Source organism: Arthrobacter sp. NPDC093128 (assembly GCF_040683875.1).
Lineage (GTDB): Bacteria > Actinomycetota > Actinomycetes > Actinomycetales > Micrococcaceae > Arthrobacter.
The window spans coordinates 1-19964 of record NZ_JBFBEY010000040.1 but is presented as its reverse complement, the minus strand read 5'-3'; the positions used below and the strand labels follow the sequence as shown (position 1 = coordinate 19964).

Sequence of the window (19964 nt, the reverse complement as noted above, 5' to 3'; positions counted from 1 at the left end):
GGTGCACCCACCCGATTCAGGCTCCGCAACCGGGAACTAGTCGCCGAGGCGCAGGCCGGTCTTGGTGTCGAACAGGTGAACGTGTCCGGACTGCGGGCGGACATGGATGGACTCGCCCTTCATCGGGGGACGGCGGCCGTCGACGCGGGCCACAATGTCGTGGCTCTTGCCGTCCAGCGTGGTGTGGCCGTAGACGTAGGCGTCGGCACCGAGTTCTTCGACGACGTCGACCTCAACCTGGAGACCTTCACCTGCGGCGACCTGCTCGAGGTCCTCGGGGCGTGAACCCAGGGTGACAGTGGCGCCGTGTGCTTCTTCGAGGATGTTGCGGGGAACCGGGTAGACGGTTCCGCCGAACTGGACGCCGCCGTCGACGACGGGGAGTTCCAGCAGGTTCATGGCGGGGGAGCCGATGAAGCCGGCGACGAAGACGTTCTTGGGCTTGTCGTAGAGGTTGCGCGGGGTGTCAACCTGCATCAGCAGGCCGTCCTTCAGCACAGCCACACGGTCACCCATGGTCATGGCCTCGACCTGGTCGTGGGTCACGTAGACGGTGGTGACGCCCAGACGGCGGGTCAGGGATGCGATCTGCGTACGGGTCTGGACACGGAGCTTGGCGTCCAAGTTGGAAAGCGGCTCATCCATGAGGAAGACCTGCGGGTTACGCACAATGGCGCGGCCCATGGCAACACGCTGGCGCTGACCGCCGGAGAGTGCCTTCGGCTTGCGGTCCAGGTACGGCTCGAGGTCAAGAAGCTTTGCTGCTTCGCGGACACGTTCGGCGCGCTCTTCCTTGCTGACGCCGGCGATCTTCAGTGCGAAGCCCATGTTGTCCGCAACCGTCATGTGCGGGTACAGCGCGTAGTTCTGGAAAACCATGGCGATGTCTCGGTCCTTCGGCGGAACGTCGGTGACATCGCGGTCGCCAATGAGGATACGGCCGGCGTTGACATCCTCAAGGCCTGCGAGCATGCGCAGCGAGGTGGACTTACCGCAACCGGAGGGTCCAACGAGGACCAGGAATTCGCCATCGGCGATGTCGATGTTGAGCTTATCGACGGCGGGCTTATCTGTGCCCGGGTACAGACGCGTAGCGTTATCAAAAGTAACTGTAGCCACAGTTATCAATCCCTTCACCGGCAGGTACGTGCCGGACGATCCGTTGTGAATGGTTCATATTTATTCAGTTGTCCACGGTTTTGCAGCCGTGTACTCCCCGGCCGAAGCCGAGGAGTATCGCATGACGCCGCACGGTGTCTGTGCGCCACATCACAAACAGAGTATGTCAGATTTTATGCAATGTGGTGCAAATGTTACGGAGGTCACATGTGAGATCCGTAACGGGAGAAGCCAACCTACGCGGGGCCGGAGACGGCCCGGGTCCGTTCCCTGAGCAGCGCTTCCAGCAGTTCGGCGATGTGCACCGGAGCCTCCACACGGAACTGCGCCTGGGTGAAGTCCAGCCCCACCTTCACGCCCACATCCCCCGGATAGAGCCGTCCGAGGGCGTCTTCATCGGTGGTGTCGTCGCCGGCGAAGACCACAGCCGTGGCGCCGGTCGCCTGGCGGAGGAAGGCCATGCCTTCGCCCTTGGAAGCGTGCACCACGGACGTCTCCAAGACGCGGTTTCCGTTCTTCAAGTAAACGTCAGGGCGGTCCTGCAGGACGGCCCGGGCGGCGGCGACGGCGTCTTCCGCCACATCGTCGGCAGCCAGCCGGGTGTGGAGCACCACTCCCGCCGGTTTGTCCTCCAGCAACGTGCCCGGTGCCTGCTCCACGATCTCTTCAAGGATGCGGCGGACATCCGCCAGTAGCGTCAGCTGTTCCGGGTCAAGGGTGAGTTCGGACGAGCCCGGTCCAAGCCATGCTTCGGCTCCGTGGCTGCCGATCAGCAGCGTCTCAGGCGGTGGCGAAGCGACCGCCCGGAGGCTGGCGAGGGCCCGCCCCGAGATGAGTGCCGTCGTCGTGCGCGGGAGGCCGGCAAGGCCGGCAAAGGCTGCAGCGGACCGGGGGAGCGGGCGGGCGTCCGCCGCGTGGTCAACCAGCGGGGAGATGGTTCCGTCGAAATCCATGGCCACGAGCAGGTGGTCGGTTGCGGCAACGTCCGTGAGGGCTGCCAGGAGTTCCGGCTGAAGGGTGAGGGGCGTCTTGCCCGGAGCGGCATCAGGTGTCATCGCGGACCACTTTCTCTTTGAGCGCTGCTAGGAAGTCTGCTGACCAGAGATCGACGTCGTGATCCAGGATCTGCTTGCGCATGGACCGCATCCGTCGGGAAGCCTCGGCCGGCTCCATGTCCACGGCCTTCATGATGGTGTCCTTGAGGCCGTCGATGTCATGCGGGTTCATCAGGAGAGCCTGTTTGAGCTGGTCCGCGGCTCCGGCGAATTCGCTGAGCACAAGGGCGCCGTCGTTGTTGGTGCGGGCGGTCACGTACTCCTTGGCCACCAGGTTCATGCCGTCCCGCAACGCGGTGACCAGCATGACGTCGGCCGCCAGGTAGAGAGCCACCATTTCGTCGATGGGGTAGCTGTGATGCAGATACCGCACCGCCGTGTTCTGCATGGTGTCGTAAGTGCCGTTGATGTGGCCCACGGTGCCTTCCACCTCTTCACGAAGGAGGCGGTACTGCTCCACCCGCTCCCGGCTGGGGCTCGCCACCTGGATCAGGGCCGCGTCCTCCACCGTGACCTTGCCGTCGGCCAGCAGCTCCTCATAGGCCTTGAGCCGGTGACGGATGCCCTTGGTGTAATCGAGGCGGTCGACGCCGAGGAGGATGGTCTTGGGATTGCCGAGGTCCCGGCGGATCTGATGGGCGCGCTCGATGATCTCGGGATTGCGGGCCAGCTCGCTGATCTGCTTGACGTCGATGGAGATGGGAAAGGCCTGCGCACGGGCGATGTGGGTGGTTCTGCCGTCCGGGCCCTTGACGTGCACCTGCTGCTGCTTGACGCTTGCACCCAGGAAGCGCCGGGCGGAACGCATGAAGTTGCCGGCATCGCTGCTGCGCTGGAAGCCCACCAGGTCCGCGCCCAGGAGGCCGTCAATAATTGCCTTGCGCCAGGGGAGCTGGGCGAAGATTTCCGGCGGGGGGAACGGGATGTGGTTGAAGAACCCGATCTTCAGGTCCGGGCGTGCTTCGCGGAGCATCTTTGGAACGAGCTGCAGCTGGTAGTCCTGGACCCAGACGGTGGCTCCGTGATCGGCGTGCCGTACCACGGCGTCGGCGAACCGCCGGTTGACCTTCCGGTAGGAGTCCCACCACGTGCGGTGGAACTCCGGCGGCGCGATCACATCGTGGTACAGCGGCCAGAGGGTGGCGTTGGAGAAGCCCTCGTAGAACAGCTCGACGTCGTCGTTGCTCAGCTGCACCGGGACCAGGTCCATGCCGCCATGGCTGAAGGGCTCGACGGTTTCATCCGGGGCGCCGTGCCAGCCCACCCAGGCACCGTCGGTCTTGGTCATCATCGGAGCCAGCGCGGTGACCAGGCCGCCCGGTGACCTGCGCCAGCCGTCCTCGCACCCGCCGTCCTCGGGCGCGCAGCGGTCAACCGGCAGCCGGTTGGACACGACCATAAAGTCATACAGTGCGGCTTCAGCGTGGCCGTCGCCCGGAGCGGGCTTCCCGTCAGCGGTTGCGTCGGGTTTTTCACGGTGCATAGTGTGCATTGGTGCCCCTTGGGTTGCTATTAGCTCAACGTCAACCCTAGTCGGACGGAATCTTCCCTGCTATTCATCCGTTGGGCAGGCTGACGGAAACTTGAAAGCGCAAGCTCTCAGGTTTCTCCCCTAAACTGAAAAAGTTGCCACTGACGTGGTCCGCACCTGGCCGATCGACACGAGGAACTGATGAGCGCCGCAAACGAACCCCGCAAGTCCAAAGCAGAACGCACTGCCGAGGCCCGCGAGAAAGCCCGTGAGATCCGTGAGGCGCAGCTGAAGAAGGACAAGCGCAACAAGCTCCTCATCGGCTGGGGCATCGTGGTGGCCGTCGTGGCCATCCTCGCCATCGTTGCCCTGGTGGTCAGTGCCAACATCCGGAACAACGCTCCGGTCGCGGACGAAGGTCCCACGCCGGCCAACGGCAACATCCACGGCGGTGTGACGCTGCTGGCCAACTCCGAGGTTGCCAAGTCCGACCCGGCGACGGTCAACGTGAAGGATGTTCCGGCCAAGCCGGAAACACCGCCCGCGGAGGTAACGGCTCCCGGCGCCGAGGCCGAAGCGGGCAAGCCCGTGAAGGTGGTCGTCTACATCGACTTCATCTGCCCCGTCTGCAAGCGCTTCGAAACCACGTATAACGAGCAGCTGACCAGCCTCCGCAACGAAGGCAAGATCTCGCTGGAGTACAGGCCGCTCGGCTTCCTGGACCAGCAGTCAACCACCAACTACTCCTCCCGCGCGGCCAACGCCGCAGCCTGCGTGGTCAACGAATCGCCGGAAAAGTACTCCGACTTCCTGAACATGCTCTTCGACAAGCAGCCGGCCGAAGGCAGCGCGGGCCTGTCCGATGACGAGCTGAAGAAGATGGCCACGGACGTGGGTGCCAAGAGCATCGATTCCTGTGTGGAAGAGAAGAAATACCGGCCATACGTCAAGGTGGCAACGCAGGAAGCTGCGGCCATCGGCGTGAGCGGTACTCCGAGCGCCTTCGTGGACGGCAAGCAGTGGGGCAAGGGCGACTCCGCCAACACCGACCTGATCCCGTTCATCCAGGCCGCTATGGACGCCAAGGGCTAGCAGCGGCCTTGCCCGCGCAGCAGTGCAGCGGCCCGGTTCCGGAAGTATCCGGAACCGGGCCGCTGCCGTTTTTACCGCGGGGCGTCCTTGGGCTAACCTTATCTAGCACCGCATCTTGTACCGCACGATGCGCCTGATCCGTCAGGCAGAAACAGGGCAGGCCTCCTTAGCTCAGTTGGCCAGAGCACCGCTCTTGTAAAGCGGGGGTCGTCGGTTCGAATCCGACAGGGGGCCCTTCAACCCCTCCTTTCCGGCAATTTTGCTTGGAATGGAGGGGTTTTTTCATGCCCGACGGCTTCGTCAAGTGTCACCCCTGCCTCCGCCTACGAGTCGTCGTCTATCTTCCCGAGCAGGTCCTTGGCAGCCTTGGCGATTTCATCATGGTCATATTGCGCCGCCCGGCTTTCCAGGGAAACCACGGCACAACGGTGGACCTTCTTGAAATCGCCAAAAGGAAAACTGACGCTGCCCTTGGTGCCTTCGGACTCGTCCGGGTCGAGGCCCAGATGCCACTTGGAGAATTCTGGGAAGCCGTGCTTTTCGATGAAGGCATTCTCCTGGTCGGCCGACGGTGCATGCTCGCTCCAGTCATCCCGGGTGTCGCGGACAACTTTCCCGTCCTTCACGAGCCTGCGGGCGTGGTCCAGGGCCTTCTTGTTGAGCTTCGTGGCCATGTCAAACCTCCGGGATCTCGGATCTGTTGTCCCTCAAGGCTAAAACCGCCGATCACGGGCCGCCAGAGCCCCGGCTGTCAGATGTAACGCCGCGGAGACTGCGGCGAAACGTGCCCACAACATGACCCGCCTACCTTGGGCGTATGACAACACGCCTGCCCGCCCGAATAGCCTCCTGGTTCGAGGCGCGGCCCATGCCGGCCACAGCGCCCGGTCCGGACCCCAGCGCCTGGGAACAGGGCAATGAGGCCATCGCCGATGTGACCAGGTGGGGCTGGCTCCCGGCGCTTAGCGGGGTGTCCATCGCAGCCGATCATGCCGCGAGAGCACACGGCCAAACGGCGGGTGCGGCCGGCGAGGGCTAGCCGCCGGACTGCTGCTCGCGGCCTCCGGTAGCACTGCGTGGCGACGTAATTTGTCGGGTTGGGCACACTTTGCTTCAACTACCGGCATAATGACCTAAACTGCTTCACTGAGGTGCCTGAAATGGCGCTGCGCAGCAACGAAAGTGAACCACGCAATGGCTACCGATTACGACGCCCCACGCAAGACAGAAGAAGAGTCTCCCGCTGAATCGCTGGAGGCCCTTCAGGCGTCCCGCAGCGGCGGAGCCCAGACCGCCGTGATCGACGTTGACGAGAACGACACGGCCGAGGGCATTGACCTTCCCGGTGCGGACCTGTCCGGCGAAGAGCTCACGGTCACTGTTGTTCCCGAGCAGTCCGATGAATTCACCTGCTCCTCCTGCTTCCTGGTCCGTCACCGGTCCCAGGTTGCACGCGAAAAGAACGGCATGAAGTACTGCCGCGACTGCGAAGGCTAGGCAACTTTCCGGCCCGCCACAACTTCACAGCAAGGCATAACGAGGCGCCGGCAGCCCGAAAAGGGCGGCCGGCGCCTCGCTGCATCCGCAGAAGTTAACTCCACCGCCGCCGTCGTTATCCGACATCACGGAACCACGCCCAAAATCCCCCCGAAGGCTTCCGAACAGCGGGAAAACCACCGCCGCAAACATCGTCCCGTAACCTGCGCCAGGGCTGGCTAACAGTTGGGCGCCGAACGGATTTCGACCCTCGTTTTCGCCTGCACCGACTCCTACGCTTGAGGTATCTCATCACTTCCGAGGGTGGCTCAAAATGAAGAAATTTCAAGTATGGCTGGCGGCAATCCTGATGGCGGCCGGACTCGGCCTTGTGGCCCCGGCGCCGGCATCCGCCTCCTACTGCGGGCTGGTGTGGGGATCGTTGGAGAAATCCGAGGCGGCCATGAGTACCGGAAAGGTCACCGATGTCCGGACGGGGCAGCACTACTGCTTCGACCGCCTGGTGGTTGACCTCAACGGGCCCGTGGAGGGTTACACCGCACGGTATGTCCCCACAGTGGTGCAGGACGGTTCCGGGTTCCCGGTTCCCCTGCGCGGGCGGGCATTCCTCCAGATCACCGCCACTGCGGCGGCTTATGACGACGGCGGCAACTCCACGTACAACCCGGCCGACAAGAATGAACTGACCAACGTTGGCGGCTACCAGACCTTCCGCCAAGTGGCCTGGGCGGGGAGTTTCGAAGGTTACTCGACCATCGGCCTTGGTGTCCGTGGACGGCTTCCCTTCAGGGTATTCACCCTGGACGGGCCGGGGGCGGGATCACGCCTGGTGGTTGACGTTGCACACTACTGGTGACCTGCACTAGCCAAACGCACTGCAGGCCCCGCTCCGGATCCTCCGGGGCGGGGCCTGCAGCCGTGTGGGTCCTCAACGCGGTGGCTGCGGGGATCCCTTACTCGGGCACCACCAGGGCCGGGGTGTCCTTGCGGATGGTTTCGCCGCGGAAGAACCCGGGCTGCAGCCTGGCCATAATGAGCATGAACACGGCGCCGAGGGCGAGGATGCCGACGCCTAGGACGAACACCAGTCCCACGCCGAAGATCTCGGACCCGCTGCCGAACTCCGGCGCCCAGCTGTCCGCCGCCGTCTGCAGGAATACCACCAGGAGGCCCAGTCCGCCCAACAGCGGGCAGAGCAGCCGCAGCATGAAGTGGCGGAAGCTGCTGAACACGCTCTCACGGAAGTACCAGACGCACGCGAACGCCGTCAGCCCGTAGTAGAAGCAGATCATTAGCCCGAGGCCGAGGATGGTGTCGTTGAGGACGTTTTCGCTGACCACGTGCATGATCGCGTAGAACCCTGCCGAGAGGACGCCCGCCGCGACGGTGGCGAAGCCCGGCGTCGCAAACTTCTTGCTCAGGTGGCTGAAGGGCTGGGGCAGGGCACCGTAGTGGGCCATGGCCAGGAGGCTGCGGGACGGCGAGGTGAACGTGGACTGCAGCGAAGCCGCCGAGCTGGACAGGACGGCCAGGGACATCAGGATGGCGAAGGGGCCCATGATCGGGGAGGCCAGCGCCGTGAAGATGTTGGCGTGGTTCTCCTCGTTGTTCAGGCCGACGCCCTCGGTGCCCACCCCGGCGAACATCATGGTTGCGATGGTCACCAGCAGGTAGATTCCCAGGACCACGACGGCGGTGAGGGTGCCGGCAATGCCTGCGGTCTTCTTGCCGTTGGCCGTTTCCTCGTTCACGGTGAGGCACACGTCCCAGCCCCAGTATACGAAGATGGACAGCGAAATCCCGGCGGCAATCTGCCCGAAGGTTTCGATCTTGGTGACGTCAAACCATTCCCAGCTGAACGGGATGGAGGTTTCCGAGGAAGACCAGTTGGCGAACGCCATGGCGACGAACAGTCCGAGCACCAGCAGCTGGAAGCCCACCAGGCCGTACTGCACGATCTTGGTGGTGTGCAGCCCGCGGTAGCTCACCCAGACGGCAAGCGCCACGAAGACAATGCACGTTGCCACGTTGAGGGGTTTGTTGGCGGCGAGGTCCGCCAGTTCCGGCGCCCCCGTGAGCTGGGCGAGGAACAGGTAGAAAAAGTCCACCGCCACGGCGGCCAGGTTGGACAGCACGATGATGTTCGCCGCGAGGAGTCCCCAGCCTCCCATCCAGCCCACCCACGGGCCGAAGGCCTTGGTGACCCAGGTGAACGTGGTGCCGCTGTCCGGCGAGTCAGCGTTGAGCTCCCGGTAGGCCAGGGACACCAGGATCATGGGAATGAAGCCGATCAGGAAGATGACAGGCAGCTGCAGCCCGGCCTCGTTCACCGTAGGCCCGAGGGCGCTGGTCAGTGTGTAGGCCGGGGCAATCGTTGAAATGCCAAGGACGACGACGGCGAGGAGGCCCAGCTGCCCGCCCTTCAGTCCTTTTCCGGTGATGCCGTGCGGCGTGCCGGGAGCATCGACGCCGGTGGAACTTGCGCCGGCTGCCCCGGCGCCGGCTGTGCCGGTCTCGGAGCTGTTGCGGATGGTTTGGGTCATGTCCGTCCCTTTCTGGGAATCAGCACGGTTCTAGGAAGCAGCAGGCTGCTGCTGGGTGATGCAGTGGATGCCGCCGCCCCGCGCGAACAGCTCGCGGGCGTCGATGCCCACGATCCGGCGCCCAGGGTAGGCGTCGGCAAGGATCCGAAGGGCCTTTTCGTCGTTGGGGTCCGAGAAGGTGCAGGCGATGACCCCGCCGTTGACCACCAGGTGGTTGATGTAGCTGTAGTCCACGAATCCTTCGTCGTCCGTGAGCACGACAGGTGCGGGAACTTCGATGATGTTCCACTCCCGGCCCGCCGCGTCTCGCGTAGTGGACAGGAAACTGATGATCTCGCGGCTGACCTCGTAATCGGGGTGCCCGGGGTCCTGCTGGGAATGGACCAGCAGCGTGCCCGGGGAGGGGCTGGCAGCCACGATGTCCACATGGCCCCGGGTTCCGAACCGCTCCGAGTCCCTGGTGAGGCCGCGGGGCAGCCAGACGGTGTGCGTGGCGCCGATGGTCCGGGCGAGCTCGGCCTCCACCTCCGCCTTGGACAGTCCGGGGTTGCGGCCCGGGTCCAGCTGCACGGTTTCGGTGACCAGCACGGTGCCCTCGCCGTCCACGTGGATGCCGCCGCCCTCGTTGACCAGGGACGAGGGGACGTGGCGGGCTCCGGACCGGCCGGCGACCTCCGCACCGATCAGCGAATCCTTGTCCCAGCGGGCCCAGTCCTGTCCGCCCCAGCCGTTGAAGACCCAGTCGACCGCGCCGAGGCGCCCTGCTTCGTCCAGCACGAACGTCGGGCCGATGTCCCGCATCCAGGCGTCGTTGAGGTCCGCGGTGAGAACCTCTACGGCCGGATCCAGGTAGCGCGCGGCGGTGTCGACGTCGTCGGGGGTCACCACCACGGTGACCGGCTCAAATTCGACGGCGGCATTGGCGACGGCGGCCCAGACGGATCGCGCTGCGTGGGCTTCTTCTTCCGTGTCACCGAGGGCGTACCCGCCGGTGGGGAACGCCATCCAGATGCGCTCCTGCGGCGCCGTCTCGGCGGGCATGCGCCAGCGGCTCATGCGGTCACCTCGTGGTAAGTGGGTGCTTCGCCACCGAGCGGCTCGCTGCGGCGGACGGGTTCCGTGAGCCGGCCGTAAGTGTCGGGGCGCCGGGTAGCAAGGAACGGGAACAGCGTGAGCCAGTCCTTGCGCTGGTCCAGGTCCAGGTCGGCGACGAGGACGGCGGATTCGTCGCGGGGAGCCTGCGCCAGGATCCGGCCGTAGGGGTCCGAGATGAACGAGGAACCGTAGAAGTTCAGCGTCCCCTCACTTCCCCAGCGGTTCGGCGCCACCATGAACAGGCCGTTGGCGATGCCGTTGCCGACGATCACCTGCTGCCAGAGCGGCTGGGTGTCAAAGTCCGGGTGGTCCGGCTCGGAGCCGATGGCTGTGGGGTACACCAGTATTTCCGCGCCGCCCAGGGAATACAGGCGCGCGAGTTCCGGGAACCATTCGTCCCAGCAGGTGGGCATGCCCAGCCGGGCGCCGCCCAGTTCGGCAGGGGAGTGGACCTCGTAGGCGTCCTCCACGGCCGGGCCCTGGCGGAAGAACTTGTCCTCGTAGTAGCCGGCGGTCACCGGGATGTGGAGCTTGTGGGTCCGGGCCAGCAGTTCACCCTCGGGGGATACCAGGATGGACGTGTTCAGTCCCAGGCCGTCGTCCGAGCCGTCCGGGTTCTCCGCACGCTGGTACAGGGAAGCATGGATGCAGATGGCGTGCCGGCGGGCGGCCTCAGCGGCGAAACGGAAGGTGGGGCCGGTGAGCAGCTCCTCGGCGAGGTCCGACGGGCGGGGGCGTGCGGCCCAGGAGCGTGACGTGTCGTTTTCGGGGAGGGTGTCCGCCGGGTAACGGGAGAGCGTGAGTTCCGGCAGGAAGACAACAGTGGCCCCCAGCCGGGCTGCGCGTCCGATGCCCTCGTCCAGTTCTGCGCGGAGTTCCGCGGCGTCGGCGTGCCAGCGGTGCTGAACCACTCCGATCCTCAGCGCAGGACGCGCCGAGGGCTGGGTCCGCGCGAGGGAAACAGGCGGTGTAAGGCAGGTGATTTCAATCATGGTGAATACTCCAGTGAGACGGCGGTCACTAAATGAATGACGTTCATTTAGTATCCACGCCAGGCCGCCGCATGGCAAGGAAAAAATGAACAAACATCATTTTGTTAAGCCCGGCGCGAGAATCGGTGGCGCCGCTGTTTCGGCTGGGATAGTTTCGAATTACCCGAGAAACCGCTGACACCAGGAGGATCAATGAAGGCATCACCGACGCTGACCAATAATCTGCAGGCTGTGCTCGCGGACCTTATTGAACTGCACATCCAGGGCAAGCAGGCGCACTGGAACATCGTGGGAACGAACTTCCGTGACCTTCACCTGCAACTGGATGAAATCATCGACGCCGCACGGAACTTTGCCGATGACATGGCCGAGCGCATGCGCGCGCTCCATGCCCTGCCGGACGGCCGCAGTGCCACCGTGGCGGAAACCACCAGCCTCGCCCAGTTCCCGCAGGGCCTGATCAGCACCAAGGACGCCGTTGACCGCATCGTGGCCGCCCTTGAGGCCGCTGTGGGCACCATGCGCAAGGTCCACGACGAGGTTGATGAGGAAGATCCCACCACCGCGGACCTGCTTCACGAGTTCATTGCCAAGCTCGAGCAGTACGCCTGGATGGTGGGCGCGGAGAACATGAAGGTCTCGGCCAGCGTGACCACTCCCGACAGCAAGTAACCCCCGCGGCACGATAACGCCGCAGGAAAAAGGGTTGCGACGCCCTTATTCGCTCGCAGCCGCCAGGGAAGCCCGGCACCGGATCATCCGGTGCCGGGCTTCCCTTTTGCCGGGCTGGCCTTTATCGAATAGGGCTGACTGCTACTTCGCCTTGGGTACTCCGCGGAGTACGACGGCGACCAGGACCGCCGCCCCTGCCATCAGCCCCAGCGCAATGGACGCCGTCACGTGGACGCCCGAATCAAACGCCACCCGGGCGGCGGATGTCAGGGCGTCCGCCAGCGGGGCCGGCAGCGAGTGGGCCAGCTCGACTGCCCCGGTCAGCGTTTCGCGGGCCTGGGCGACGTCGTGGGCAGCGCCGCCGGTCCCCGACATGCTGATGCCCTCCGGCATAACCAGGTTCCGCTGATAGGACGCAGTGAGGATCGAGCCAAGGATGGCTGTGCCAAGCAGTGAGCCAATCTCATAGCCTGTTTCCGATATGGCGGCCGCCGCGCCCGACTTTTCCGGCGGGACGGCCCCCAGGATCAGGTCGTTGGAGATGGTTTCAGCCGCGCCCACGCCCAGGGCAAGGATCAGGAGGGCGCCCAGCAGGAGGGCCGGGCCGCCTGAATGATCCCCAAAGGCCACCACGAAGTAGCCTGCCGCACTGAGCGACAGGCCCCCGGCGACCACGAAGCCGGGCCGTACCTTCCGCACCAGCGGCACCACGAGCAATCCGGCCGCCACGGTGGCAATCAGGCCCGGGATCATGGCTATTCCGGATTCCGTCGGGCGCTGGCCTTCCAGCAGCTGGAGGTGCTGGGCAAGGAAAAGAATGAAGCCGTTGAACGAAAACAGCGCCAGGACGTTGGCCGTTATGGCCGTGCTGAAAATCCTGTTCCCGAAGAGGCTCACGTCCAGCAGCGGGCTCCGGAGCCTTTTCTGGCGCCGGACGAAGACATAGCCCATCAATAGCCCGAAGGCGATGATCGTGGCGGGTGCGACCCCGAATCCCTCGGTGGCAAGCGACTTGATGCCGTAGACCACAGGAACCATCGTCAGCAGGGACAGGGCGATGCTGGCGATGTCCGCCGTGCCGGGCCGGGGGTCCCTGGACTCGGGAATGAAAACAGGGCCGAAGGCCAGGATGGGCAGCATGATGGGCACTGCCACCAGGAGGATGGCGCCCCACCAGTACTGCTCCACGAGCCAGCCGCCGAAGATCGGCCCCAGTGCGGCACCACCCGAGAATCCTGCCGCCCAGATGGCGATGGCAAGCCGCCGCCGGTTGGGGTCGGGGAAAATGTTGCGGATCAGGGACAGGGTGGATGGCATCAGCATCGCACCGAAAAAGCCCAGAGCCGCGCGTCCGGCGATGAGCCATTCCGCGCTGGGAGCGAAGGCGGTGGCTGCCGACACCGCGGCAAAGCCCGTGCTGCCGATCAGGAGGAGCCGGCGGCGGCCGATCCGGTCGCCAAGACTCCCCATGGCCACGAGGAGCCCGGCGAGGACCAGCGGATAGGCGTCCACGATCCAGAGCAGTTGAACGCCGCTGGGTTCCAGGCTGCGGGCGATCGCCGGCAGCGCGAACGTCAGGGCGGTGTTGTCGACGGCGACCAGGAGGACCGGAAACATCAGCAGCCCGAGGGCCAGCCATTCACGTCCCGGCTTCGGGGTGCCAAGCTGCCGGCCAGCCGGCTGCCTGCCGGCAGGCTGGTGCGCGGCGAGGTCCTGCGTGGCCGGCGTCGAAGGTGAAGAGAAGGTTCCCATGTAATAACTGTACCGTCTGGACGGTATAGTTAAGAAATGAGCCCGGGCCACCGGGCATGATAGGAACCATGGCCAGAAAACCTGTTGCACGCGAGGCCGTGCTGGACGCCTTTGAATCCCTCCTGATTGAAGTGGGCGAACGTGCCGCCACCCTGGATGCCGTGGCGAGGCGGGCCGGCGTTTCCAAAGGCGGACTCCTGTACCACTTCCCGAACAAGGAGGCCATGATCTCGGCGCTCCTGGAGCGCATGGACCGGCTGGTCGCGGAGGATGTTCAAATCATGGCAAACGCTCCAGAAGGGGCGGCGGTGCACTTCATCAAAGCCTCCCTCTGGGCCGACACTCCGCTGGACCGGGTCTTCGTGGCCGCCACTAGGCTGGCCGAAGTGGCCCACGAGGAAACGCTGCACCGATTCGCTGCCGTTCAGGGCGCCTGGTTGGGGCTGCTGGCCGGGGACGTCGGCCCGGCGATGGCCAAGGCCGTGCTCTACATGGGCGATGGACTGTATTTCAATGCCATGCTCGCCAGCGGTCCCGGCGCCTCGCCGCCCGAAATGAGCGGCGACGTCGACAGCCTCCTGGCCGCCGTCGAACGCCTCCGCGGCTGAGCGCCTCGCGGCTGCCGAACCCGCCGTTCAGGCCCGCCGTTCCGGAGGTGCGTAACGCGGCGCCGGCGTGGCCCCCGGAGTTTGCAGACGCGTCTCCGGCGTAGGACAATGGACGCTGTGACTGTTGTCACCGCAAACTAAATATGCCTTTGATCTGCGGCGGGAGAGTTCTGCAAGTAGGTACAAGCAGGCGCCGTAGGAGCAAATCCTCCCCAGGAATCTCTCAGGCCCATGTACCGCCGCGGCAAGGCAACTCTGGAAAGCAGCAGGCTGTCCGTCCCGCGTCCCAACCCTGTTGAGGCGCGGAACGATGACATGCTGTGCTCACCGACGGTGCAAGCGGACCCATGCGAAAGCACGGCTCCGCGGAAACTCTCAGGTCCAATACAGAGTGGGGAGGAACCCGAATCGATGTGGCGTACCCTGCGCCGCCTTAGTTATGGAGTTCCTTGTGACTGTCAATTCAGCCTCCACTTCCTTCGTTGACCGCCATATTGGCGCGCGCCGCGAAGCCGACGTCGACGCGATGCTCAAGGCTGTCGGCTACGACACCGTTGACTCGCTGGTGGACACGGCCGTTCCGAAGGATATCCGGCAGGATTCGCCGCTGGAGCTCACTGCGGCCCTCAGCGAAGTGGAAACCCTGACCGAGCTGCGCAAGCTTGCCGCCAAGAACAAGACTGCCGTGCAGATGATCGGCCAGGGCTACTACGACACGGTCACCCCGCCGGTCATCCGCCGCAACATCCTCGAAGCGCCGGCCTGGTACACGGCCTACACTCCCTACCAGCCCGAGATCTCCCAGGGCCGGCTCGAAGCACTCCTGAACTTCCAGACCATGGTGCAGGACCTGGTGGGGCTTCCCATCGCCAACGCGTCGCTGCTGGACGAAGCCACCGCCGTGGCAGAGGCCGTGCTGATGATGCGCAGGGCAAATAAGTCCGTAGGACAAAACGCCGCCGCCCGCGACGGCAAGACCGTCCTGGATGCCGACTGCCTCCCGCAGACTATCGCGATCGTCAAGGGCCGCGCGGAAGCGCTCGGCTTCGAGGTTGAGGTTGCCGACCTGTCCAAGGGACTGCCCGACGGCGTCATCAACGGCGTCGTGCTCCAGCAGCCGGGTGTTTCCGGGCGTGTGTTCGACCACTCCGAGGTCATCAAAGCCGCGAAAGAACGCGGCGCGCTGGTGACCGTCGCCGCCGATCTCCTGGCCCTGACCCTCATCACGCCTCCCGGTGAACAGGGCGCCGACATCGCCGTCGGGTCCGCCCAGCGCTTCGGTGTTCCGCTGTTCTATGGCGGCCCCCACGCCGCCTACATGGCTGTCCAGAAGGGCCTCGAGCGCTCCATGCCGGGCCGTCTGGTGGGCGTCTCCAAGGACTCCACCGGACTCCCGGCCTACCGGCTTGCCCTGCAGACCCGTGAGCAGCACATCCGCCGCGAGAAGGCCACGTCCAACATCTGCACCGCGCAGGCCCTGCTGGCCATCGTTGCGTCCATGTACGCCGTCTACCACGGCCCCGAAGGCCTGAAGGCGATCGCGGAGACTGTCCACGGCCACGCCCGTACCCTCGCCACTTCCCTGAAGGCCGCCGGCCTGGCCGTCCAGCACACCAGCTTCTTCGACACCGTCACCGTTTCCGTCCCGGGCAAGGCAGCGGACATCCTCGCTGCCGCCGAAGCCAAGCGCATCAACCTGCGCGGAATCGACGCCGACACTGTGGGCATCTCAACTGATGAGGCAACCACCGAAGCCGTTGTGGCAGATGTGCTGGCCGCCTTCGGCGCGCCTGTCGCAGACGCCGGCTCTGACCCGGCCGCCGGCTTCGGCCTGGAGGCCGCCGTCGAACGCTCCTCCGAGTACCTGCAGCACCCGGTCTTCCACACCCACCGCTCCGAAACGCAGCTCCTGCGGTATGTCCGGAAGCTCTCGGACCGTGACCTCGCGCTGGACCGGACCATGATCCCGCTGGGCTCGTGCACCATGAAGCTGAACGCCACGGCCGAGATGGAAGCCATTTCCTGGCCGGAGTTCGCGTCCATCCACCCGTTCGCTCCGGATTCCCAGACCGAGGGCTGGCGTGAACTCATCGCCGACCTCGAGGCCCAGCTGACCGAGATCACCGGCTACGACCAGGTGTCCATCCAGCCCAACGCCGGATCCCAGGGCGAGCTTGCCGGCCTGCTGGCCATCCGCGGCTACCACCTGTCCCGCGGCGACGAGCAGCGCAACGTCTGCCTGATCCCGGCGTCGGCGCACGGCACGAACGCGGCCTCGGCCGTCCTGGCCGGCATGAAGGTGGTTGTGGTAGCCACGGCGGCCGACGGCACCATCGACCACGGGGACCTGAACGCCAAGATCGAGCTGCACAAGGACGCACTGTCCGCGATCATGATCACCTACCCGTCCACCCACGGCGTGTACGACGCTGACGTCAGGGAAGTCTGCGACGCCATCCACGCAGCCGGCGGGCAGGTGTACATTGACGGCGCCAACCTCAACGCGCTCGTCGGCCTGGCCCAGCCCGGCAAGTTCGGCGGCGACGTGTCCCACCTGAACCTGCACAAGACCTTCTGCATTCCGCACGGCGGCGGCGGCCCGGGCGTGGGCCCGGTCGCAGCCAAGGCGCACCTGGCTCCGTTCATGCCGGGCAACGCGGCTGATCCGGCCAACGGCGCGGACGGCACCCCCATCTCGGCCTCCAAGTACGGATCCGCCGGTGTGCTGCCCATCTCCTGGGCCTACGTGAAGCTGATGGGCGGCCGTGGCCTCACCGACGCCACCAAGTCCGCGCTGCTCGCTGCCAACTACGTTGCAGCCCGCCTCAATGATTTCTTCCCGGTCCTGTACACCGGTGAGGGCGGCCTTGTGGCGCACGAGTGCATCCTGGACCTGCGGGAGCTGACGGCCAAGACCGGCGTCACCGCCGAGGACGTGGCCAAGCGCCTGATCGACTACGGCTTCCACGCCCCCACCCTGGCCTTCCCCGTGGCCGGCACCCTGATGGTGGAGCCCACTGAGTCCGAGGACCTGGCAGAGATCGACCGGTTCATCACCGCGATGATCTCGATCCGCGCGGAAATCGATCAGGTGGCACACGGTGACTTCACCCTCGCGGACAGCCCGCTGCGCAACGCGCCGCACACGGCCGCCGCCGCGATCAGCACGGACTGGAACCGCGGCTACCCGCGCGAGCAGGCTGTGTTCCCGGTGCACTCCCTGAAACAGGACAAGTACTTCCCGCCCGTCGGCCGGATCGACGGCGCCCTGGGTGACCGCAACCTGATCTGCTCCTGCCCGCCCCTCGAAGCATTCGAGGAAAACACAGACTTCGAAAACTAAGGAAGCCTCCTATGCCTGAGAACTACACAGCACTCCACGAAGAGCACAAGAAGCTCGGCGCTTCCTTCACCGACTTCGGCGGCTGGCAGATGCCCCTCAAGTACAGCTCCGAACTGGCAGAGCACCACGCCGTCCGCAAGTCCGCGGGCATCTTCGACCTCTCCCACATGGGCGAAGTCTGGGTGACCGGCCCCGATGCCGCGGCCTTCCTCGACTATGCCCTGGTGGGCAAGATTTCGGCGATGGCCGTCGGCAAGGCCAAGTACTCGCTGATCTGCAACGAGGAGGGCGGCATCATTGACGACCTCATCACCTACCGTCGGCCCGCTCCGGCGGAGGCCGGACAGGACAGCACTGACAGGTTCCTCGTGGTGCCGAACGCCGGCAACGCCAAGGTGGTGGCCGATGCCCTGGCTGAGCGGGCTGCAGGCTTCGACGTTGTCGTCGACGACGTTTCGGCAGCCACTTCGCTGATCGCCGTCCAGGGTCCCAAGGCCGAAGGCATCCTGCTCCGCCTGGTTCCCGCGGCGCAGCACGAGCTGGTCACCGGCCTGAAGTACTACGCCGCTGTCGAGGTTCCCTTTATGGTGGCCGGACGCAGCACCGACCTCCTGCTGGCCCGCACCGGTTACACCGGCGAGGACGGTTTCGAGATCTTCGTGGAGAACGACGACGCCGCCCCCCTCTGGCAGGCCATCGTCGCCATCGCGGACGAAGGGGAGCTGACGCCTGCCGGCCTGGCCTCCCGCGATTCGCTCCGGCTGGAGGCCGGCATGCCGCTGTACGGCAACGAACTCTCCATCGACGGCGACCCGTTCGCCGCCGGCCTGGGACCCGTCGTCGCGCTTTCCAAGGAAGGCGACTTCGTGGGCAAGGCGGCACTGGCAGCCAAGAAGGAAGCCGGCGCAGGATCAACCAGCGGCCGCAAGCTTGTGGGCCTCAAGGGCCTCGGACGCCGTGCCGGCCGTGGCCACTACCCGGTCCTCAAAGACGGCAACGTCGTAGGCGAAGTGACCTCCGGCCAGCCCAGCCCGAGCCTCGGCTACCCGGTCGCGATGGCCTACGTCGATGTCGAGTTCACCGAGCCCGGCACCGCCCTGGACATCGACCTCCGGGGCAAGGCGGAGGCGTTCGAAGTGGTCGCACTGCCTTTCTACAAGCGCGCTAAGTAGTCCCTGCTCCGGCCGGGGCCGTGGCTGGCCCCGGGAGCGTTTGGCCCCGTCGGGGCTGACATCCTCCGCGTGCTCGGTCGCGTAGACGCCCGCTGGGCGGACGTGACGCTCCCTTAGACGCACGCTTCCGGATGCCAGCCCCGAAGGGGGCCGGCAGCTCATCTTTTGGACAAACGGACAAGGCAAGACCGCTTTGGCTTCCCGCCTTCGCAAGCCAAGGTGCTGGGGGATGGACCGCCTGCCGCAGGTGGGTTCTGGTACCTCGACAAGCTCGATCATTGGGGGTTGAGCTTGTTGAAACGCTTGCAACCAACTTGGGGCTGGGACCTAGTGATTTGAACGGCCAGGTTTCTTTTCGGAGAAAGCACTGGCATTAGGCGGCGGGGAAGTGGATTCCGGAAGCGTGCGTCCAAGGGAGCGTCGCGTCCGCTCAGCGGGCGCCTTCGCGAGCGAGCACGCGGAGGAATTCGGTTTCCTGTCGCTGTACGGAACCAACAGATTTCAAACGTAAGGAAAAAACATGGCAAAAGTTGCCCTTGAACTGCAGTACTCCGACGAGCACGAGTGGGTTGCGCGCGAGGCCGGGAACCTTGTGTCCATCGGTATCTCCGCCGTGGCCACCGATGCCCTGGGCGACATCGTGTATGTGGACCTGCCCGAGGTCGGTTCCGCGGTGACCGCGGGGGAGACCTGCGGTGAGGTGGAGTCCACCAAGTCCGTTTCGGATTTGTACTCCCCGGTGACCGGCGAGGTCACGGAGATCAACCCCGCCGTCGTCGACGATCCGGCCCTGATCAACAGCGATCCGTACGGCGCCGGCTGGCTCTTCAAGGTGGCTGCCGAGTCCGAGGGGCCGCTCATGTCGGCCCAGGAATACGCGTCCAAGAACGGCGGCGAGCTGTGAGCGGGGCAGGTGCCGCAGGCACCGCAACGGCGGCTTTCGAGCAGGTGGTCTCCGCGAGCCTGGACGCTGACCTGTCTGTGCTGGATCCGGAGATCGCGGCGAAGATCGACGACGAACTGGGCCGCCAGCGCACCGGTCTGGAGATGATCGCCTCGGAGAACCACACGGCCGCGGCGGTGATGCAGGCGCAGGGTTCGGTGCTGACGAACAAGTACGCCGAGGGGTACCCGGGCAAGCGGTACTACGGCGGCTGCGAGCACGTTGACGTGATCGAGCAGCTGGCCATCGACCGGGTCAAGGCCCTGTTCGGGGCCGGGTTCGCGAACGTGCAGCCGCACTCCGGCGCGCAGGCGAACGCCTCGGTGATGCACGCGCTGATCAAGCCCGGCGACACGATCATGGGCCTGAACCTGGCGCACGGCGGGCACCTGACCCACGGCATGAAGATCAACTTCTCCGGCCGGCTGTACAACGTGATCCCGTACCAGGTCCGGGAAGAGGACCACCGGATCGACATGGCCGAGGTCGAACGCCTGGCACAGGAGCACAAACCTCAGCTGATCGTTGCCGGCTGGTCCGCGTACGCCCGGCAGCTGGACTTCGCCGAGTTCCGCCGGATCGCCGATTCGGTGGGGGCGTACCTGATGGT

General features: G+C 65.4%; 17 protein-coding genes, 1 tRNA gene, 1 pseudogene and 1 riboswitch. Of the genes and pseudogenes, 11 read left to right on the top strand and 8 right to left on the bottom strand.

Annotation, left to right across the window (positions count from 1 at the left end):
- Positions 1-36: 36 nt before the first annotated feature.
- The 3 genes from ugpC to AB0N24_RS26095 form a co-directional block, all read right to left on the bottom strand.
- Positions 37-1119, bottom strand: a complete 1083-nt coding sequence (gene ugpC, locus AB0N24_RS26105; RefSeq protein ID WP_104176227.1) for a sn-glycerol-3-phosphate ABC transporter ATP-binding protein UgpC — start codon at positions 1117-1119, stop codon at positions 37-39.
- 236 nt (positions 1120-1355) lie between these two features.
- Positions 1356-2174 carry a trehalose-phosphatase gene (gene otsB, locus AB0N24_RS26100; protein ID WP_364131105.1) on the bottom strand — a complete coding sequence of 273 codons (819 nt, stop codon included), beginning with the start codon at positions 2172-2174 and terminating at the stop codon, positions 1356-1358.
- The gene (locus AB0N24_RS26095; protein ID WP_364131102.1) at positions 2164-3666 is read right to left on the bottom strand and encodes a trehalose-6-phosphate synthase; all 1503 of its coding nucleotides are present in this window, start codon (positions 3664-3666) and stop codon (positions 2164-2166) included. The genes otsB and AB0N24_RS26095 overlap by 11 nt, the downstream gene beginning before the upstream one ends.
- A gap of 180 nt (positions 3667-3846) precedes the next feature.
- Here AB0N24_RS26095 and AB0N24_RS26090 point away from each other — a divergent pair, with 180 nt between their 5' ends.
- Positions 3847-4737 (top strand): thioredoxin domain-containing protein, encoded by an 891-nt coding sequence (locus AB0N24_RS26090; RefSeq protein WP_364131099.1) that lies wholly within the window; start codon positions 3847-3849, stop codon positions 4735-4737.
- A gap of 160 nt (positions 4738-4897) precedes the next feature.
- Positions 4898-4971 (top strand) — tRNA-Thr (locus AB0N24_RS26085).
- An 89-nt stretch (positions 4972-5060) separates the two neighbouring features.
- Here AB0N24_RS26085 and AB0N24_RS26080 read toward each other — a convergent pair.
- On the bottom strand, positions 5061-5411 hold the full coding sequence (locus AB0N24_RS26080) for a hypothetical protein (protein WP_364131097.1): 351 nt from the start codon (positions 5409-5411) through the stop codon (positions 5061-5063).
- 143 nt (positions 5412-5554) lie between these two features.
- On the opposite strand from AB0N24_RS26080, the gene AB0N24_RS26075 reads away from it, so the two are divergent.
- The 3 genes from AB0N24_RS26075 to AB0N24_RS26065 all read left to right on the top strand — a co-directional run bounded on the left by AB0N24_RS26075 (position 5555) and on the right by AB0N24_RS26065 (position 7090).
- The gene (locus tag AB0N24_RS26075) at positions 5555-5776 is read left to right on the top strand and encodes a hypothetical protein (protein ID WP_364131095.1); all 222 of its coding nucleotides are present in this window, start codon (positions 5555-5557) and stop codon (positions 5774-5776) included.
- A 155-nt stretch (positions 5777-5931) separates the two neighbouring features.
- Complete coding sequence (locus AB0N24_RS26070) at positions 5932-6234, top strand: DUF4193 domain-containing protein (RefSeq protein ID WP_104176232.1); 303 nt, start codon at positions 5932-5934, stop codon at positions 6232-6234.
- Between the two features lie 313 nt (positions 6235-6547).
- Positions 6548-7090 carry a hypothetical protein gene (locus tag AB0N24_RS26065; protein ID WP_104176233.1) on the top strand — a complete coding sequence of 181 codons (543 nt, stop codon included), beginning with the start codon at positions 6548-6550 and terminating at the stop codon, positions 7088-7090.
- 97 nt (positions 7091-7187) lie between these two features.
- Here the strand turns inward: AB0N24_RS26065 and AB0N24_RS26060 are convergent, their stop codons facing one another.
- Genes AB0N24_RS26060 through AB0N24_RS26050 form a run of 3 tightly spaced genes read right to left on the bottom strand, consistent with a single transcriptional unit; the run spans position 7188 to position 10864 of the window.
- The gene (locus AB0N24_RS26060; RefSeq protein ID WP_364131092.1) at positions 7188-8777 is read right to left on the bottom strand and encodes an APC family permease; all 1590 of its coding nucleotides are present in this window, start codon (positions 8775-8777) and stop codon (positions 7188-7190) included.
- 30 nt (positions 8778-8807) lie between these two features.
- The gene (locus AB0N24_RS26055; protein WP_364131089.1) at positions 8808-9833 is read right to left on the bottom strand and encodes an agmatine deiminase family protein; all 1026 of its coding nucleotides are present in this window, start codon (positions 9831-9833) and stop codon (positions 8808-8810) included.
- Positions 9830-10864 (bottom strand): nitrilase-related carbon-nitrogen hydrolase, encoded by a 1035-nt coding sequence (locus tag AB0N24_RS26050; RefSeq protein ID WP_364131087.1) that lies wholly within the window; start codon positions 10862-10864, stop codon positions 9830-9832. The genes AB0N24_RS26055 and AB0N24_RS26050 overlap by 4 nt, the downstream gene beginning before the upstream one ends.
- A 192-nt stretch (positions 10865-11056) precedes the next feature.
- Here AB0N24_RS26050 and AB0N24_RS26045 point away from each other — a divergent pair, with 192 nt between their 5' ends.
- Positions 11057-11536, top strand: a complete 480-nt coding sequence (locus AB0N24_RS26045; RefSeq protein ID WP_364131084.1) for a DNA starvation/stationary phase protection protein — start codon at positions 11057-11059, stop codon at positions 11534-11536.
- A gap of 141 nt (positions 11537-11677) precedes the next feature.
- On the opposite strand, the gene AB0N24_RS26040 is transcribed toward AB0N24_RS26045, so the two are convergent.
- A complete protein-coding gene (locus tag AB0N24_RS26040) occupies positions 11678-13288 on the bottom strand; it encodes an MFS transporter (protein ID WP_364131081.1) in 1611 nt (536 codons plus the stop codon).
- Positions 13289-13356: 68 nt separating this feature from the next.
- Between AB0N24_RS26040 and AB0N24_RS26035 the strand changes: the two genes are divergently transcribed.
- The 5 genes and pseudogenes from AB0N24_RS26035 to AB0N24_RS26015 all read left to right on the top strand — a co-directional run.
- A complete protein-coding gene (locus AB0N24_RS26035) occupies positions 13357-13896 on the top strand; it encodes a TetR/AcrR family transcriptional regulator (protein ID WP_104176238.1) in 540 nt (179 codons plus the stop codon).
- Positions 13897-14046: 150 nt separating this feature from the next.
- Positions 14047-14145, top strand: a riboswitch (glycine riboswitch).
- Positions 14146-14347: 202 nt separating this feature from the next.
- Positions 14348-17239, top strand: a complete 2892-nt coding sequence (gcvP, locus tag AB0N24_RS26030) for an aminomethyl-transferring glycine dehydrogenase (RefSeq protein ID WP_364131077.1) — start codon at positions 14348-14350, stop codon at positions 17237-17239.
- A gap of 11 nt (positions 17240-17250) precedes the next feature.
- Positions 17251-18411: a glycine cleavage system aminomethyltransferase GcvT gene (gcvT, locus tag AB0N24_RS26025; protein WP_364131074.1), complete on the top strand. Its 1161-nt coding sequence runs from the start codon at positions 17251-17253 to the stop codon at positions 18409-18411.
- A gap of 520 nt (positions 18412-18931) precedes the next feature.
- A complete protein-coding gene (gcvH, locus tag AB0N24_RS26020) occupies positions 18932-19315 on the top strand; it encodes a glycine cleavage system protein GcvH (RefSeq protein WP_364131071.1) in 384 nt (127 codons plus the stop codon).
- Positions 19312-19964 (top strand): annotated as a pseudogene (locus AB0N24_RS26015) (serine hydroxymethyltransferase); the annotation flags it as partial. The gene gcvH and the pseudogene AB0N24_RS26015, both read left to right, overlap by 4 nt.

Excerpts from the sequence above, each read along its gene's own strand:
- otsB (WP_364131105.1), bottom strand. The coding sequence starts at position 2,174 with ATGACACCTGATGCCGCTCCGGGCAAGACGCCCCTCACCCTTCAGCCG.
- AB0N24_RS26095 (WP_364131102.1), bottom strand. The coding sequence starts at position 3,666 with ATGCACACTATGCACCGTGAAAAACCCGACGCAACCGCTGACGGGAAG.
- AB0N24_RS26090 (WP_364131099.1), top strand. The coding sequence starts at position 3,847 with ATGAGCGCCGCAAACGAACCCCGCAAGTCCAAAGCAGAACGCACTGCC.
- AB0N24_RS26080 (WP_364131097.1), bottom strand. The coding sequence starts at position 5,411 with ATGGCCACGAAGCTCAACAAGAAGGCCCTGGACCACGCCCGCAGGCTC.
- AB0N24_RS26075 (WP_364131095.1), top strand. The coding sequence starts at position 5,555 with ATGACAACACGCCTGCCCGCCCGAATAGCCTCCTGGTTCGAGGCGCGG.
- AB0N24_RS26070 (WP_104176232.1), top strand. The coding sequence starts at position 5,932 with ATGGCTACCGATTACGACGCCCCACGCAAGACAGAAGAAGAGTCTCCC.
- AB0N24_RS26065 (WP_104176233.1), top strand. The coding sequence starts at position 6,548 with ATGAAGAAATTTCAAGTATGGCTGGCGGCAATCCTGATGGCGGCCGGA.
- AB0N24_RS26060 (WP_364131092.1), bottom strand. The coding sequence starts at position 8,777 with ATGACCCAAACCATCCGCAACAGCTCCGAGACCGGCACAGCCGGCGCC.
- AB0N24_RS26055 (WP_364131089.1), bottom strand. The coding sequence starts at position 9,833 with ATGAGCCGCTGGCGCATGCCCGCCGAGACGGCGCCGCAGGAGCGCATC.
- AB0N24_RS26050 (WP_364131087.1), bottom strand. The coding sequence starts at position 10,864 with ATGATTGAAATCACCTGCCTTACACCGCCTGTTTCCCTCGCGCGGACC.
- AB0N24_RS26045 (WP_364131084.1), top strand. The coding sequence starts at position 11,057 with ATGAAGGCATCACCGACGCTGACCAATAATCTGCAGGCTGTGCTCGCG.
- AB0N24_RS26040 (WP_364131081.1), bottom strand. The coding sequence starts at position 13,288 with ATGGGAACCTTCTCTTCACCTTCGACGCCGGCCACGCAGGACCTCGCC.
- AB0N24_RS26035 (WP_104176238.1), top strand. The coding sequence starts at position 13,357 with ATGGCCAGAAAACCTGTTGCACGCGAGGCCGTGCTGGACGCCTTTGAA.
- gcvT (WP_364131074.1), top strand. The coding sequence starts at position 17,251 with ATGCCTGAGAACTACACAGCACTCCACGAAGAGCACAAGAAGCTCGGC.
- gcvH (WP_364131071.1), top strand. The coding sequence starts at position 18,932 with ATGGCAAAAGTTGCCCTTGAACTGCAGTACTCCGACGAGCACGAGTGG.